Genomic DNA, 16,661 nt, shown 5'->3' on the forward strand with positions numbered 1-16,661 from the left:
ACAGATCAAGATAAATGTATGGATTTTAATCAGACACGTGAGGAGGCCTTGTTCCTCCAGATGATTCGCGCCTTTGCCGAGAAAGAGGTGAAACCGCTGGCTGCCGAAATAGATGAGCAGGAGCGTTTCCCGATAGAAACCGTGCGTAAGATGGGGAAGATCGGGCTGATGGGCATTCCTTTTCCGGTGGAGTACGGCGGAGCGGGAGCCACGAATCAGATGTATTCCATGGCGGTCGAAGAACTGTCGAAAGTATGTGCTACTACGGGAGTTGTACTATCGGCGCATACGTCGCTGTGCACCGCCCCAATCTACGAGCACGGAACCGAAGAGCAGAAGAAAAAGTATCTGCCCAAACTCTGCTCGGGCGAGTGGATCGGCGCCTTCGGGCTAACCGAGCCGAATGCCGGAACGGATGCAGCCGCGCAGCAAACCTTCGCCGAGGAGGAAGACGATCACTACATCCTTAACGGGAATAAAATATTTATCACCAATGCCGAGTATGCCCATGTATATGTCATCTTCGCCATGACCGATAAAAGTCTTGGCACGAAAGGTATCACGGCTTTCATCGTAGAAAAGGGTATGCCCGGGTTCAGCATTGGAAAGAAGGAATTGAAAATGGGGATTCGGGGGTCGGCCACATGCGAACTGATCTTTGAGCATTGCATCGTTCCGAAGGAGAATATGCTCGGTACCGTAGGCAACGGTTTTAAGATTGCGATGAAGACACTCGACGGAGGACGTATTGGGATTGCTTCGCAAGCACTGGGCATTGCGCAGGGCGCCATGGACGAAACGGTAAAATACGTGACCGAAAGAAAGCAGTTCGGTAAGTCCATCGGTCAGTTTCAGAACACGCAGTTCCAGCTCGCCGATTTAGCGACGCGCATCGAAGCGGCTCGCCTGCTGGTACGAAAGGCCTCGTGGAAAAAAGATCAAAAGATGAATTATACAATGGACTCGGCCATGGCCAAGCTGTATTGTGCCGAGGTAGCGATGGATATGACCATCAAGGCCGTCCAGTATCATGGCGGATATGGTTATACCCGCGAATATCCGGTAGAACGGATGATGCGTGACGCGAAGATTACCGAGATTTACGAAGGCACATCCGAAGTACAGCGACTTGTGATTGCCTCCAACCTGTTAAAAAAGAAAAAATAGTACTATGAATATCGTTGTTTGTATCAAACAAGTTCCGGATACGACGGAAATCAAGCTCGACCCTGTGAAAGGAACGCTTATCCGCGACGGGGTGCCGAGCATCATGAACCCGGACGACAAGTGCGGACTGGAACAGGCCTTGCTCCTGAAAGACAAGTTCGGGGCACATGTTACGGTCCTTACGATGGGACCACCGCAGGCCGAAGCGATTCTTCGCGAGGCATACGCCATGGGCGCAGACCGTGCCATCCTGCTTAGCGACCGAAAATTCGGCGGTGCCGATACGTGGGCGACATCCTACACGTTGGCTGCCGCTCTGCGAAACATCCCTTTCGATGTCATCTTCTCCGGAAGGCAGGCGATTGACGGCGACACGGCTCAGGTAGGCCCCCAGATTGCCGAGCATCTCGGATTGCCGCAGGTTACCTATGTAGAACACGTGGAATATGACGGAAACGAGACGTTCACCGTCACCAAAAGCACGGAAGAAGGGTACGAGATACTCGAAGTCGGACAGCCTTGCCTGTTCACCGTTATTTCGGCAGCCGAGCCGCCGCGCTATATGAATGTACGACTCATCATGACGGCCTACGAGCGGGAAATTGAAGTGTGGGGCTTCGATCACATCCGTGTGGACGCAGAACAGATCGGCCTCAAAGGCTCCCCGACGAGGGTGGCCAAATCGTTCACCAAGGGAGCGAAGGCGATGGGAGCGCTGCATGAAGTATCTCCCGAAGAAGGCGCACAGATTATTTTTGAGAAGTTGCAGGAAAAATTCATCATCTAACCCCGCTATTGTGATTACATCATGAACAAGGAAGAATATAAAGGAATCTTCGTCTTTGCCGAACAACGGGAAGGCGAAATCAAGAACGTTGCTTTTGAACTGATCGGAAAAGCACGCGAGTTGGCCGAGGCTGTGGGCGAAGACGTCACGGCGCTGTTGCTCGGCGATCAAGTATCCCCCTTGGCACAGAGCCTGATCGAGGCGGGTGCCGACAGGGTGCTGATCATCGACTCGCCCGAACTGAAAGATTATCTGACGGAGCCTTACACGCAAGCCGTTACCCACCTGATCCGGACCTACAAGCCGGAAGTCCTGCTTATCGGAGCATCGACGATCGGGCGCGATTTGGGGCCGCGTGTCTCGGCACGAGTAAGGACCGGGCTTACGGCCGACTGTACGGCGCTGGCCGTTTCGGACGACCGTGACCTGCTGATGACACGCCCTGCGTTCGGCGGAAATCTGATGGCGACGATTGTCTGCAAGGAGCATCGTCCGCAGATATCGACCGTTCGTCCCGGAGTGATGCGTCGCCGGCCGGCCGACAAGAGCCGCACAGGAGAGATCGTAAACGTAGACATGCAGTTTGATACCTCGGCGTTCAAGGTGCGTTTGGTCAGAAAAGAAAAGAAACCAAAGAGTCTGATAGATATTACCGAAGCGAAAATCTTGGTATCCGGCGGGCGGGGCGTAGGCAGCAAGGATGGTTTTTCATTGCTCGAAGGGCTGGCTTCGTGCATTCGCGCGGAGGTTTCCTCGTCACGCGCGATGGTCGATGCCGGCTTGATCGATCATGAAAGACAGGTCGGACAGACGGGCAAAACCGTTCGCCCCGACGTGTATTTCGCCTGCGGCATATCGGGTGCCATCCAGCATCTGGCAGGTATGGAAGAATCGGACTACATCATTGCCATCAACAAAGACAAGTTCGCGCCGATCTTCCACGTGGCCGACCTCGGTATCGTGGCCGACCTGACAAAGGTCGTGCCGTTACTTACCCAGAAGCTGCAAAAGGCTCAGATGAAAACGTAAAAACCGTAGACTTCTTTATTTATTTGGGTTTTGCCCCGGGACGGCACACGAACTTACAGGTTCGTATCTGCTGCTTCCGGGGCAAATACTTTTCAAGAGTTCGGCGGCAAGGCGACCGAGACCATTTGTGCTTTAACGGTGACCACGTCGGCTGCTGTAAGCCACAGTTCCATGCGGACCTTCCGGGCGGTGACTTCGAGGATGCGGGCGTGGAGTTCAAGCGTCATCCCCATGGGAGTAGGCTTCACGTAATCGACCTGAAGAGAGGCCGTCACATAACGGAGTGCGGGTTGACTGCCCATCGCTCGTCCGTGAAAGCGGTAACCGGCTGCCGCCGCCGTACCGTTGCCGTGACAATCGAGGATGGCGGCAATGAGTCCTCCGTACACATATCCCGGATAACCGCCCGTATGGTACGGCTGAGGGGTGTAGAAAGCGATGGTCTCATCGTCCGCATCGTCGTTCCAATAACTTTTGATATGCAGTCCGTGGGGATTCTCCGCGCCGCAGCCGAAACAGTGCCCGAAGGCTTCGGGGTAATAATCTTGAAATGCTTTGGGGTTTGTCATGATAAGTCCTACAATAGAATACGTGTTGATACGTATGATTTACGGCCGAAAGATACAAAAATATTCTATCTTTGCAGCGGGTAAAAAAACAGAACCGATGGATGAACAACAAATGATGCTCCGCACCGAAGATTTGGTGAAGAAATATCGCACGCGCACGGTCGTGAATCACGTATCGATCAACGTCAAGCAGGGGGAAATCGTCGGGTTGCTCGGCCCCAACGGGGCAGGTAAAACGACGACATTCTATATGAGCGTGGGGCTGGTGACACCGAATCAGGGAAAAATCTTTCTGAATGATACGGAGATCACCGGTTATCCCGTCTACAAGCGAGCTCGTCTGGGTATCGGTTATCTGGCTCAGGAGGCTTCGATCTTTCGCAAGATGACGGTCGAAGACAATATCCGTTCCGTACTCGAGATGACCGACAAGCCGAAAGAGTATCAACGGGAGAAGATGGAAAGCCTGATCGAGGAGTTCGGTCTTCAGAAGGTACGCAAAAATCTGGGCGACCGCCTGTCGGGAGGAGAGCGCCGTCGGGCGGAGATTGCCCGCTGCCTGGCCATCGACCCGAAATTTATCATGCTCGACGAGCCGTTTGCCGGTGTAGACCCTATCGCCGTACAGGACATTCAGACCATCGTCGCCCGACTCAGGCATAAGAACATCGGAATCCTCATCACCGACCACAACGTGCACGAAACGTTAAGCATCACCGACCGCGCCTACCTGCTGTTCGAAGGAAAGGTACTCTTTCAAGGCACGGCCGAAGAGTTGGCGGCCAACGAGATTGTGCGCGAGAAGTATCTGGGACGAGACTTTGAGTTACGCAAGAAAAACCTCTGATATTCTTTCGTGCTTTATAACACATAAGTCATATTTCCGTATCTTTGCGGGAAATATCGGAGGTGTGTACGAAGCCGCCGCGAAAATCAGGCTGTTGAGACAGCCTTCCGATGGCTTTGCACAAGGGAAGAAAGCATCGGAGTTAAGAGAATGAATAAACGAATAAACACGAAGAACGATGAATATATTACTTTTAGGTTCGGGAGGACGTGAGCACGCGCTGGCATGGAAAATGGCGCAAAGCCCGAAAGTCGGTCAGCTTTACATTGCCCCGGGTAATGCGGGGACGGCTACTGTGGGAACAAACGTAGACTTGCAGACGAATGATTTTGCAGGCATCAAAACGTTTGTATTGGCGAATCACGTCGACATGGTCGTCGTAGGGCCGGAAGATCCGCTGGTGGCAGGGATTTATGACTATTTCCGCGACGATGACGCGCTGACTCGCATCCCGGTCATTGGCCCGAGTCGTGAGGGAGCGCAGCTGGAAGGCAGCAAAGACTTCGCCAAGGCCTTTATGATGCGACATGATATTCCTACCGCACGCTACCGCAGCTTTACCGCCGACGATCTGGCAGCCGGCGAGGCTTTTCTCGAAACACTCTCGCCTCCTTACGTGCTGAAAGCCGACGGGCTGGCAGCCGGCAAGGGCGTGCTGATCATCGATTCGCTCGACGAGGCACGGAAAGAATTGCGCGAGATGTTGCAGGGCATGTTCGGTGAGGCGAGCCGTACGGTTGTCATCGAGGAGTTTCTCGACGGGATCGAATGCTCGGTGTTTGTATTGACCGATGGCCACAATTACAAAATCCTTCCCGTGGCGAAAGATTATAAACGAATCGGCGAAGGAAATACCGGCTTGAACACCGGCGGTATGGGAGCCGTATCGCCCGTTCCCTTCGCCGATGCCGCTTTTATGCAAAAGGTGGAGGAGCGCATCATCCGCCCTACGGTCGACGGGCTGCGCGCCGAAGGCATCGACTACAAAGGGTTTATCTTTCTCGGACTGATTAACGTCAAAGGCGATCCGATGGTGATCGAATACAACTGTCGTATGGGCGATCCTGAAACGGAAGTGGTGATGCTGCGTATCAAAAGCGATCTGGTCGAGCTCCTCGAAGGAGTAGCGCAAGGCACGCTGGCCACATGCGAGCTGACGCAAGATGAACGTGCTGCCGTTACCGTAATGCTCGTCAGCGGGGGATATCCCGAAGCCTATGAGAAAGGCAAAGTCATCACCGGACTCGATAGAATCGATACTCCCGACCGTATCTTGTTTCATGCCGGGACGGCCCGGAAAGACGGAACCGTCGTTACGTCGGGCGGACGCGTCCTTGCCGTCAGTTCTTATGGGACAACGAAAGAAGAGGCGTTGGAGAAATCGTTTGCCGGAGCAGAGGCCATCGATTTCGAAAAAAAATACTATCGGCACGATATCGGGTTCGATCTGTAAGTATCACCGGATATGGGACGAGAATCAGAAGCCTTGCGGCGTAAAAAACGGATCCATCTGTCGAGCCTGCCCAACCTTATTCTTACCGTACTGGTTTGTCTGGTATGTTGGACGGTAGGCTATCAATACTCGGCCGGATATCCGGTCGCTTGCGATGCGAGCGCCTCGCCCGTGTGGGAAGCCGTCTGTTCGATACTGCCCGGAAAACGTTTCACCTACCTGATCGGATGCTCTTTGATTTGTTTGCTTGCCTTTATTATACAACGCATCAATTTTTCCTCTGTGATTGTTCGAGGAAAAACGCTGTTGCCATTCCTCTTTTTCCTGCTCTTTGTCAGTACGAATCCGGACATCTTTCCCCTTCGTCCCGCTTCACTGGCACTTTTCTTCCTGTTGGGAGCGCTCTTCGAGCTTTTTCGCTCATACCAAACTCCCGAACGGACAGGACGTATCTTCAACATGTCCGTTTATTTAAGTCTGGGCAGCCTCATCTGGCCGCATCTGCTCTGGATGGTACCGCTTTTCTGGTTTGGGATGTACCGTCTCCATTCCTTGACGTTTCAAAACCTGCTCACCTCCCTCCTGGGCATCCTTACCACGTTCGGCTTTGTGCTTGTCTGGTGTCTTTGGAAACATGATTATACCTTCTTCACCATACTAAAAGAACAATTGACGGCGGTCAACCCCGTCTTTCTCCGTGACCCGCTACGGATCGAATGGCTCAGTTCGATATGTGTCGTCTGCCTCACCATCATCACGTATATCTATATCTTACTGCATGAGTTCGAGCATACCATACGTACGCGGCAACACCTTTCTTTTCTGATTGTCTTCGCGTTCTATTCGCTGGTACCGCTCGGCCTTTACGAAGGCTACTCGGCCGATTTCCTCTGCCTCTTCTACGTCCCCTCATCCATGTTGATTGCCTATTTCTTCTCCGACCGGCGTAATCTGCTGACGTATTTGTTCTATATCCTGATCGTCATCTTTCTCGTGCTCCTGCTGCTCGTTCGTTTATGGACTTTCTGATCGATTACGGATACATCGGCGTCTTCATTGCCTCTTTCCTCGCGGCAACTATCCTCCCCTTCAGCTCCGAGGTCGTGCTCACGGGAGTGCTGCTGGGCGGCGCATCGTATCTGCCCTGTATGATCGCGGCGACGATGGGTAATTTTCTCGGCGGAATGACCTGCTATTGGATCGGGAAAGTCGGGAAGGTGGAATGGATCAAGAAATACCTTCGGCTCAATATCGACAAGTTGCTGAAAGTACAGCAGTGGATCAGTGGGAAAGGCTCGTGGACGGCTTTTTTCGTATTCGTACCCGGTATTGGCGATTTTATTGCCGTGGCGCTGGGCTTTCTTCGCGCCAACGTCTGGTGGGTTGCTTTCTGGATGCTGCTTGGCAAAGCCATCCGCTATTGGGTATGGATGGAGCTCGTATATAAAGTCCAGGGAGCTGTCTGAATTTCCGCTTTCTTTGGACTGAAAAAACACGTTTCTCGAAAAAATACCACACGGAGACAATCGAACACATCCTCACAGGCAAAAAATCAACAATGAAATGAACCTCACCACTCCGGAGGTCGACAAAATGCAATACGGAAACAATCGGGAAGTCATCGGAACAGCCTCCTTGCGACAAGTTGTCAGCGACCTGCTTGTGGGAGTTGGTAAAATGTCGCACGGAGAGGGCTGCAAAATGGCGCAAACTGTCTCCGTGCGACAAGTTGTCAGAAAATTCTTTACAGAGTCGGCAAAATTTAAAACGAAGGCAGAGAAAAAGTTGTGTTGATTGCTTCCATGCGACAATTTATCGCAATCTTACTCGTCGAAGCTCATAAAATGTGATACGGAGACAACGGAAAAGTCTTGTTGACTGGTTTTGTATGACAAGTTATCAGGCGTTTCTTTATTCAAGTCGAGAAAATATCGCACGGAATAAAGTCCGTAACTTACGATACGGATAAAACGTAGAACCCCTATCGTCAATGAATGAGTTTGATGGCAAAAGATCATTTCAAAGAGCCTTTTCAAACAAGAAGATGAATTGAAAAATACATATTATCCGATAATTCACGCATTTTATTCAAAAACAGCATTATTTTTGCAAAGCGAATCGAAAAGAAGAACAAATCATGTTGCCTGTTTTCTGTCCGGGCTGCTGGGCGCCTCTCAACGTAAAAGCCTTGCCGAACGATGTTGCATTATGGAATATCGTGAAAGTCGTCGGTGCAAGCCGGGACGGAGAATGGATTGCCGGCTTTATGGTCGGGCTGATTGATTCGGAAATTGTATCTAAAACGTTAATACACTTTTTACGATGAAAAAGATGATATTATGCCTGGTAGCGATGCTCATGACGGGCACGCTCCCGGCACAAGAGATTACCGGATCATGGAGCGGAAGGATCTCCGTGAGTGGTATCAAACTGCGCCTCGTGTTTCACATTCAGCAAAGCGAGCAGGGACTTTCTGCCACGCTCGACAGTCCCGATCAGGGAGCGAAAGGCATTCCGTGCGATACGGTTACATTCAATCCTTTTGCACTTCGTATCGTTATGCGAAGCCTGGGAGCTTCTTATGATGCGGTATTGGCAAACGATACGCTGAAAGGCACCTTCTCACAGATGGGGATGAAGATGCCGCTTGATATGGTTCGTAACGATACGTCGGGAGTTGTGTCCAAGCGTCCGCAAGAGCCTCGTCCGCCATTTCCGTATCATACCGAAGAGGTCACGTTCGTTAACCCGACCGACAACATCACGCTGGCCGGCACGTTAACGCTTCCTGCGAAGGAAGGGAAGTATCCCGTTGTCGTCCTGATCTCGGGCAGCGGCCCCCAGAACCGTGACGAAGAGTTGATGGGACATAAACCCTTTCTGGTGATAGCCGATTACCTGACCCGAAACGGTATCGGAGTGCTGCGGTATGACGACCGCGGCACGGCACAGTCCGGCGGCCGTTTCTCTACGGCTACCTCGCCCGATTTTTCCAACGATGCCGAAGCGGCCGTCGAATACTTGAGAACCCGCCATGAGGTAGATTCTCTCCGGATAGGGTTGATCGGCCACAGCGAAGGAGGCGTCATCGCTCCGATGGTCGCGGCGAGGAACAAACGCGTGTCGTTTATCGTGATGCTTGCCGGGGTAGGTGTTCCCGGCCATGAATTAGTGAAAACACAGGTCGAGGATATGGCTAAAGCGTCGGGTGTACCGGACAGCGCACGTAAGATAGGCAATGACCTTATGGCAAGGCTATGTGACTTGATTCTTACATGCAGCGATCAGGAGCATCTGTCAGACAGTCTGACAGCCTGTCTGAAGCAATCCGTGCAAACCGTTCTGCCGGGCTCTTCCCCGGAAAGGCAGGATTTGTATATCCAATCCCAAGTAAAACAGATGCTCTCTCCGTGGATGCAATACTTTCTGCGCTATGATCCTGCCCCGACGCTCCGAAAAGTAACCTGTCCCGTGCTGGCACTCAATGGCACGAAAGATACGCAAGTTGCCGCGCAATCCAATTTATCGGCTATCCGGAAAGCGTTGGAAGAGGGAGGAAATACCGATGTCACCGTCCGCGAACTCCCGGGGTTGAATCATCTTTTCCAAGAGTGTACGACCGGAGCCCTCAACGAATATGCTACAATCGAACAAACGTTTTCCCCTTCGGCACTCGAAATCATCGTCGCATGGATCAAGGAACGGAGGTGAAATAAGTCGGCAACAAAGGCTTCTTCCACCATAACGATTCATCTCACACAATACTTTCATCATGCTCTCTTACCGCAACAGGAAATCGGTGACGGAGCTCATAACTTCGGCTGTCTGTTCATCGTTTTTAAACAATCCGAAATGACATCCGAGGTTTGTCAGACTCGACATTTCAAGGAATGGAATCATTTTACGGGCCTGTTTGATGATCTCTTCGCCCGGAAATAAACTGTCGGATTGATCGGCTATCAGGCCAACGGGTGCGCGAAACTTATGCAAATCTTTCTTCCGAAGCTCTTTCCAATCTCCTTTAGCAATCTTCGCGTGCAGTAAGAACATTTTAGCCATCTCCATCAGGTCATCATGTTCGAACGAAAGCATCGGTGTCATGCTTTTTCTCAACCATTCTTCCGTTAGTTGCTTCTCCTCTTTATCCGCCATACGCATCAACTTCTCAATTTTTGAGGATGTACCTTTTGCAATGCCGGCAGGCTGAACAAGGAGAAGCCGACGAACGCATAGCAAGGCCTCCTGACAAAGTTGCAACGCAATATTGGCTCCAAAGGAGTAACCTAATACGGTACATTCCCGAAGCCCCAACCTGTCGATGACTTGAAAAGCCCACTGTCCGTATTCGCCTTTCGATGCATGAAGCTGCTGCTCCGCACTAAATCCTATCCCTCCGGGCACATCCGGCACGACAAGCCGTATCTTGTCTAAGTCGACACCTTCAATAAAAGGACGCATCGACAATGGGTTCGTGATCCACGTTCCTCCGAAACACAAGACGGGCATACCGGACGGAGAGCCGTAGTACATTACGTGCGTATCGCCGAAATTTGTTTCCACCATCTGTTCCCAAAAGGGAACTTCCAATGCCAGCAAATGTTTACGATATAAATTGTGAAGTAATCGTCTGCCTTCAGCAGATTTATACGTTTCCGTGTTATTTTCTTTCCTCATTTAGTCTAAAACAAACTGTGTCACGGAAAAGACATTGATCTCCCGTCTTTCCGTGACACAGCATCTTTATTTCTGAATCTTATTTAACAACAACTTTCTGTACCATTTGATCGATCTTAACGATATATAGTCCTCTCGGAAGCGGAAGCATCATCTCGCCCGCCGAAAGTTGCTGACGGTAAGAGAGTGTACCCATTACGGTATAGATCTGTACCATGACCGGCCGATCCGTCCGAATATGTACACCGTCTTTGCTGGCCCATACAGCCGCATATTCTTGGATCAACTGGTTCGCCGTAGGCTTGACACCGGAGAATTGGACGTTCAGAGGTTCCGTTACATAGCGGAACACGACGGTCATGCTACCGTCAGGGTTCTTTGTCTTCTTCATCCCGCCTTCTTTATCCTGCCATTTGGAACCTGTTGTGATCTCCAGTTCTTCGAGCGTATATCCTTCGTCAGGAGTAATCTTTATCGTAAAATCTTGTTTTGAGATTACCGAATACATTCCTTTCGGAGGATTCGTCTTCGCATGCTTACATTCACTCACGATGACGCTATGAGGCAATTGGATAGGAGGCATATTGCTCGGAATAAATTCGTAGGCTCCTATATCTACACGACTGTCATCGATTCGTTCAACTCCTGCCAGATCTTTCACTAGACGGGCACTAATCACAGGAGGATTCCATCCGGCATTACAAGCAGAGCTTCGTGAATCCGCAAGCCGATAATTTCCAGCAACCATGATTCCCTCCTTATTAAATCCCGGTTTAACAAAATATGGTCTCTGGTAGACATTGCTTCCTGCATTGGTACCTATCAGGTTCCATGCGTTGGGAATATCCGCTCCTTCGATTAGACAGAAGCGGTATTCGGTACCAACACCCATATTCACAATATTAGGCAACATCTGCTCTGCCGTCGTACGATTGTCATAAATAATTGTGTTTAAAGATCTCACTCCGGATGTTTGAGCGTTATATATACCGGCTCCGGATTCTGTAGCATGATTCCCGGAGATGGTTACATTCAGTAATTCCGTTTTTCCGCCTTCGTTATAGAGCCCGCCCCCCCGACGAGCTCTGTTACCACTGATCTCGGTATTCATAAATAACGGGCTTCCTGTTGCACATGTTCCGCGCGACAAGGTATATACGCCGCCACCTTCGTGTGTCGCCGCATTGCCACGGATGATACAATTGACAATCGTCGGCGATCCGTTGTCGTTAAAGATACCCGCACCTTGCTTAGCCATACCTCCGGTGATGATGAAACCGTCCCAGCGCGCACCACGACTGACTCCGCAGCCTCCTTCGGGATAAGAGCGGTTTCCATTGATCCGGATAACAGCAGAGTCTTTTCCTTGTAAGGTCGTCGGATGATCCACAAAGTTACGCTCCTCAATCGCCGACTCTGTACCACCGAAGCCTCCGTAGACTTCCACACTGTCATAAGCCATCACATACGATCCGCCGGTGGGCGTGTAGACACCTTCGGCCACCCATATCCGGTCACCCTTGCCGGCGGCTGCCAGAGCCGTATCGAGGTTCAGGAAGGCATCTTTCCACGAAAGGCCGGTCTGTAGTCCGGAGGTTGATCGTTTATTCACGAAGAAGTCGATTGTTTTTCCTTGTACGGCGATCGTTCTTTTCGCAATCATTTCGCACCGCATCGTGTCGCCCGCAGCATAGCTGACGCCTTTTTCGGAGACTTTCAGTTCAATCTGTTTTTGGCCGATGGTTGTCCATGTTACACTCGGAGTGACATCCGTTGATGAGGCCGGTGTTCCTTCTGCGAATGTCCATGTATATCCGGAGATGGACGATGAAGCATCTTTGACGGCAAAAGTCTGCGGCACATTGATCTTAGCGGGTTTGCCCAAAGGAGTACGGAGAATCGTAATCATATCCGGGTCGTAACATCCCAAGATAAGTTTTTGTGCTGTAGGAGTTGTAGGAAGTCCTGAGACAACAGCTTTTATCGGATGTGTGAATTTGTCGGCATAAGAAGACGCGTCGGCCAGCGTATAGGTCGTTCCGTCTATGGTTGCGGTGCCCGGTACGACGACGATTCGTCCGTAAGGAGCGTCATGCTGCGGGTCCGTACTGACTTTAAATTTCCGTTCGGGTTCACTGATGAGTGTAATAAACTTATTGCGCAATGGATCGCCGTTAGGAGCAGGATTTAAGGAATCTTTCTCCAAAAACATCTCATCCTTTATATGCGCCGTACCGCTGAGATTAAACACCGAGGCCGGTCCGCCGTTCTTGTCGGCCGCCATGAATATGCCGTTACCCACAGCTGCTTTGTTGTTATGTATCGCTGCGCGTCCGAGGATGTTTACGATCGGAGCATTTGTTGCATGTGATCCGATATAGATTCCTCCCCCCTTGTTTAAGGCTTGATTTTCGCTGATTTCTCCACCGGTCATATAAAGCACAGCCTGATTATTTAAACCAATACCGGCAGCTGTCGGAGCCTTATTGTAAGCAATTCGTCCGCCATATATACGGATGGTGTCGGTCAGACCGGAAGCATGTATTCCGCCACTGCCTCTTTCTGCTGTATTATAACTGACTTCTCCGCCTTTGAGGTGTAGGGTTGCGTGCGATGCCATGGCAATACCTCCCTGTGTCGTTTTCGCTGCGTTATGATTAATACGTCCGCCATTCATGTACAGATATCCTTGAGCCGTCGATGTTCCTGAGAGGGCGACACCTCCACCAAACGTTCCGGACTCATTATGGTGGATAGAGGCATTATTGTTCATATAAATCCATCCTCCCCGATTGGCAACTCCTCCAGCCGCTTTTCTTGATTTATTGTTGTATATGGCAGCATTGTTGTTCATAAGAAGTTTAGAGCTTGCACCTCCACTTGCGCTATTACTGAATAAACTGATTCCGCCTCCGAGCACGAACGCTTCGTTATCATGTATGGCCGAGTTCCCGTTCATTTCAATCGTTGCGTTGGTATAGCCCAAAAAACCGCCACCATTGTTTGCGGCACAGTGATGAATAGATGCACTCCCATTCATGATCAGTTTCCTTTCTCGTTGTGTGATGCCTCCTCCTCCATTTGTACAGTAACATCCGTAGATGGAAGCATTGTCGTTCATCACTACTTCTGATCCATGCCCACTGAAGATGCCTCCGGCGTCATTGTCTCTTGATTTCGACATACATCCTGCGATGGTCGAATTGCCATTCATTATGACGATAGAGTTGGGTCTGATGCTACAAATACCACCTGCGACCGTTCCTGAAAGCGGACCGGATGTATAATAAGAGCATAACCGGATCATAGAGCCGTTGTTGAGAGTTAACTTTCCGGAGTTTCGTATACCGGCACAATCGCCCGAACCGGTGTTGTGGTTGTTTTGTAATACCGTACCTTCGTTTAGTGTCAGTGTCGCACCCTCATTCACAAGGATAAGTGGTTTTTCTGCAATAAGTCCGCTATTTATACGGGTTGTATCTGCATGTACCGTTAGTTCCTGATTATCCCAGATGGCTCCTCCGTCCAGTACAATGTTCTCCATGATAAGGGTGGCATTGTTTTGTACGATAACCAGATGCGTCAGGAGTGCTGCGCTGCGTTTGAGCGTAAAGTTCCCTCCCGCGCTTTTCAACACGATGTGCTGGCCGCTGTTTACGGTTACAGCCGTCGTCATACTGTGGTTCGTCGTGGCTTCGATCGTAGTGGGGATTCCCGTTGTGGGGACGGCAGCCACGGCCGCGCTCAGTGTCGGGTAGTCCGTCGTTCCGATGCGGAACTGTGCCTGTGCGGTGTAAACTATCCCTAAGCAGAGAGTAAGAATCCCAAGTAATTTTGTTTTCATGTCTTTATCATCTGAAGAATTTAACTGATTTGCAAACTGAAAGCATTAAAGCTTCACGACAAAATTAGAAGTAAATAATGAGAGAAAAAAATATTCTTCAAAAAAAATAGTATACGTTCAATATTATTCTACACACTTTGCTCGCATGATCTAACATGCAAGGCATAAATCTGTTGTAAAAATATGGAGGGAGCACACTATTATCATTATCGGAAAGCCATATTAGGTCTGAATGACTTCAAAAGCCTTTTTGGGAGGTCAATCTCGGTAAATACAGTTTATACTCATTCGTAGAGTTATTCAATGCGATAATCGCAAACTTTAGAGCTAATTAAGATTTTTCTTGCTTATTGGAATAAGGAAACGATGTATACGGATATGTTGTTATTGAGCTTCTCTTATCCGGTTAAAAGTGTTAATCCGAACAAAAGCAATCGTAATTTTATTGTCTATAAAAATTCATTTTGAACGGAAGCCGAATTGCTTGTTTTTTTTTACTTTTACAGCGAAAAAAGCTGAATATGATATTTTGAAGAAAATCACTTGATAAAAAAAGATTCTTATGAGAGCACAAAGAAAAAAAGGAGGGCTGAAGGTACATGCCGTATCCGGAAGCCATGTGGTTTTGCTGGGCATTCATTTGCCCGAAGAGGAGTGCGAGGGGTTGCTCGGCTTTTCGGTTTTGCGGGAAGACCATACCGAGGGGGAGAGGTATTATCTGAAAGCGTCGAAAGTTTTTGAGGAGACCGACCCGAAGCTCAAACCCGGCACGCAGTATTCCACGCACAAGTTTCCCATTCAGAGTTTCCAGTGGGCCGACTATTCGGCCAAGCCGGGATATGCCTACACCTACGAGGTATCTGCCCTGAAGGGGACGCCGGCCGATTTAACGGTCTATGCCACCGTGCGGGTGCCGGTCCGTACGGAGAAAGAGGAGGGCGCGGGGCACAATGTCTTTTTCAACAGAGGGTCGGCCGCCTCGCAGGAATATGTGCGGCGGTTCGGCGATGTGTCGCCGAAGGATGTGCCGGACAACCGGGCGTTCGAATGGCTCTCGCGCGGGGCCTACGAAGCGCTGGTGGGTTTTGTGGAGTCGTGCGGGCCGGAGCACAGCCTGCGGATTGCGGCCTACGAGTTTCATTACCGGCCTTTTCTCGAAGTGATCGGGAAAGCGATGGAGCGGGGAGTGGACGTGCGGATTGTTTACGACGGGCGGAAGGAGTATCCGCGCCTGATCAACGAAGCGGCCATCCGCGAAACGGGGCTTGCCTCCTGTTGCACGCCCCGCCTCAACGGCAAATCCTACATCTCGCACAATAAATTTATCCTGAAGCTCGAAAGAGGCCGTCCGGTGTCGGTATGGACGGGCGGGATGAATTTTTCGGAAGGAGGCATTTTCGGACATTCCAACGTGGCGCATGTCGTCAACAATCCCGCCATTGCCGAGCGGTACGCACGCTATTGGGAGGCGTTGCGAAGCGACCTCGAGAACGGGCCGATGAAGAAACGGGTGGAAGAGATCACGCCGGCGTTCGCTTTGCCGCTCCGGGAGGAGGAAACGGCGGTCTTCAGCCCGCGCACCGGCCTGGAGGTGCTGGAGAATTATGCCGGTATGGCACGGTCGGCCAGGCATGCGTTGTTTATGACGTTCGCTTTCGGGATGAACGAAGAGTTCAGGAAGGTGTATGAAACCGCACGCACCTCATTGCGCTATGCACTTATGGAGAAAGCGTGCATGGCCGGGAAAGACAGGGAGAAATTCGAAAGAGAGAAGAAGAAGATCGAAGCGATCCGGCGCAAGAAAGAGAATGTGTTCGCCATCGGCAATACGATCCGTACGAATCGTTTCGACGGATGGCTCCGGGAGCGGCTCACGGGATTGAACTCCAACGTGAAATACATCCACAACAAGTTCATGCTCATCGATCCGCTGGGCAGGAATCCCATCGTAGTTACCGGTTCGGCCAATTTCAGCGTCGCCTCCACGAAGAACAACGACGAGAATATGGTGATCGTCCGCGGCAACCGGAGAGTGGCCGACATCTATCTGGGCGAATACATGAGGCTGTTCAGCCACTACTCGTTCCGCGAATCGCTGCAATGGCGCGACCCCCTCGAAAAACCGAAGTACCTGAGAACCGACGACTGGTGGAAAGACTATTTCCGGGACAATGCACGGGGAGCACGGAGAAAATATTTCGCTCAGGTCAGCGAATAAAAAAGGCGGTGTGTCATAACGGGCGAACTGCTGCGTTGCTTACTGAATGTGAGCTCGGTCACACACCTTAGTA

At 50.7% G+C, this 16,661-nt stretch carries 12 protein-coding genes; 9 read left to right on the top strand and 3 right to left on the bottom strand.

Going from position 1 to position 16,661, the window contains the following annotated elements:
* Positions 1–18 precede the first annotated feature (18 nt).
* The 3 genes from EII41_RS03030 to EII41_RS03040 are packed head-to-tail and all read left to right on the top strand — an operon-like array spanning position 19 to position 2,983.
* Positions 19–1,167, top strand: a complete 1,149-nt coding sequence (locus EII41_RS03030; protein WP_124751451.1) for an acyl-CoA dehydrogenase — start codon at positions 19–21, stop codon at positions 1,165–1,167.
* 4 nt (positions 1,168–1,171) lie between these two features.
* A complete protein-coding gene (locus EII41_RS03035) occupies positions 1,172–1,954 on the top strand; it encodes an electron transfer flavoprotein subunit beta/FixA family protein (protein ID WP_124789369.1) in 783 nt (260 codons plus the stop codon).
* Positions 1,955–1,975: 21 nt separating this feature from the next.
* Positions 1,976–2,983, top strand: coding sequence for an electron transfer flavoprotein subunit alpha/FixB family protein (locus EII41_RS03040; RefSeq protein ID WP_124789370.1), 1,008 nt, complete (start codon positions 1,976–1,978; stop codon positions 2,981–2,983).
* 92 nt (positions 2,984–3,075) lie between these two features.
* On the opposite strand, the gene EII41_RS03045 is transcribed toward EII41_RS03040, so the two are convergent.
* The gene (locus EII41_RS03045) at positions 3,076–3,552 is read right to left on the bottom strand and encodes a PaaI family thioesterase (protein ID WP_124789371.1); all 477 of its coding nucleotides are present in this window, start codon (positions 3,550–3,552) and stop codon (positions 3,076–3,078) included.
* 97 nt (positions 3,553–3,649) lie between these two features.
* Here EII41_RS03045 and lptB point away from each other — a divergent pair, with 97 nt between their 5' ends.
* The 5 genes from lptB (at position 3,650) to EII41_RS03070 (ending at position 9,563) form a co-directional block, all read left to right on the top strand.
* Positions 3,650–4,399 (top strand): LPS export ABC transporter ATP-binding protein, encoded by a 750-nt coding sequence (lptB, locus tag EII41_RS03050; protein WP_124789372.1) that lies wholly within the window; start codon positions 3,650–3,652, stop codon positions 4,397–4,399.
* A gap of 178 nt (positions 4,400–4,577) precedes the next feature.
* Positions 4,578–5,852, top strand: coding sequence for a phosphoribosylamine--glycine ligase (gene purD, locus EII41_RS03055; RefSeq protein ID WP_124789373.1), 1,275 nt, complete (start codon positions 4,578–4,580; stop codon positions 5,850–5,852).
* A 12-nt stretch (positions 5,853–5,864) separates the two neighbouring features.
* Entirely contained in the window at positions 5,865–6,881 is a 1,017-nt protein-coding gene (locus tag EII41_RS03060) for a DUF6427 family protein (RefSeq protein WP_124789374.1), read from the top strand.
* Entirely contained in the window at positions 6,869–7,318 is a 450-nt protein-coding gene (locus EII41_RS03065) for a YqaA family protein (RefSeq protein ID WP_124751444.1), read from the top strand. The genes EII41_RS03060 and EII41_RS03065 overlap by 13 nt, the downstream gene beginning before the upstream one ends.
* Positions 7,319–8,174: 856 nt before the next feature.
* A complete protein-coding gene (locus EII41_RS03070; protein ID WP_124789375.1) occupies positions 8,175–9,563 on the top strand; it encodes an alpha/beta hydrolase family protein in 1,389 nt (462 codons plus the stop codon).
* Positions 9,564–9,632: 69 nt separating this feature from the next.
* Here the strand turns inward: EII41_RS03070 and EII41_RS03075 are convergent, their stop codons facing one another.
* Both EII41_RS03075 and EII41_RS03080 read right to left on the bottom strand, forming a co-directional pair.
* On the bottom strand, positions 9,633–10,415 hold the full coding sequence (locus EII41_RS03075) for an alpha/beta fold hydrolase (protein WP_124789376.1): 783 nt from the start codon (positions 10,413–10,415) through the stop codon (positions 9,633–9,635).
* Between the two features lie 190 nt (positions 10,416–10,605).
* A complete protein-coding gene (locus tag EII41_RS03080) occupies positions 10,606–14,370 on the bottom strand; it encodes a hypothetical protein (RefSeq protein WP_124789377.1) in 3,765 nt (1,254 codons plus the stop codon).
* Between the two features lie 562 nt (positions 14,371–14,932).
* Between EII41_RS03080 and EII41_RS03085 the strand changes: the two genes are divergently transcribed.
* Positions 14,933–16,588: a phospholipase D-like domain-containing protein gene (locus EII41_RS03085; RefSeq protein WP_124789378.1), complete on the top strand. Its 1,656-nt coding sequence runs from the start codon at positions 14,933–14,935 to the stop codon at positions 16,586–16,588.
* Positions 16,589–16,661 lie beyond the last annotated feature (73 nt).

This window comes from Tannerella forsythia (assembly GCF_003860135.1).
In the GTDB taxonomy this organism is placed as follows: Bacteria; Bacteroidota; Bacteroidia; order Bacteroidales; family Tannerellaceae; genus Tannerella; species Tannerella forsythia_A.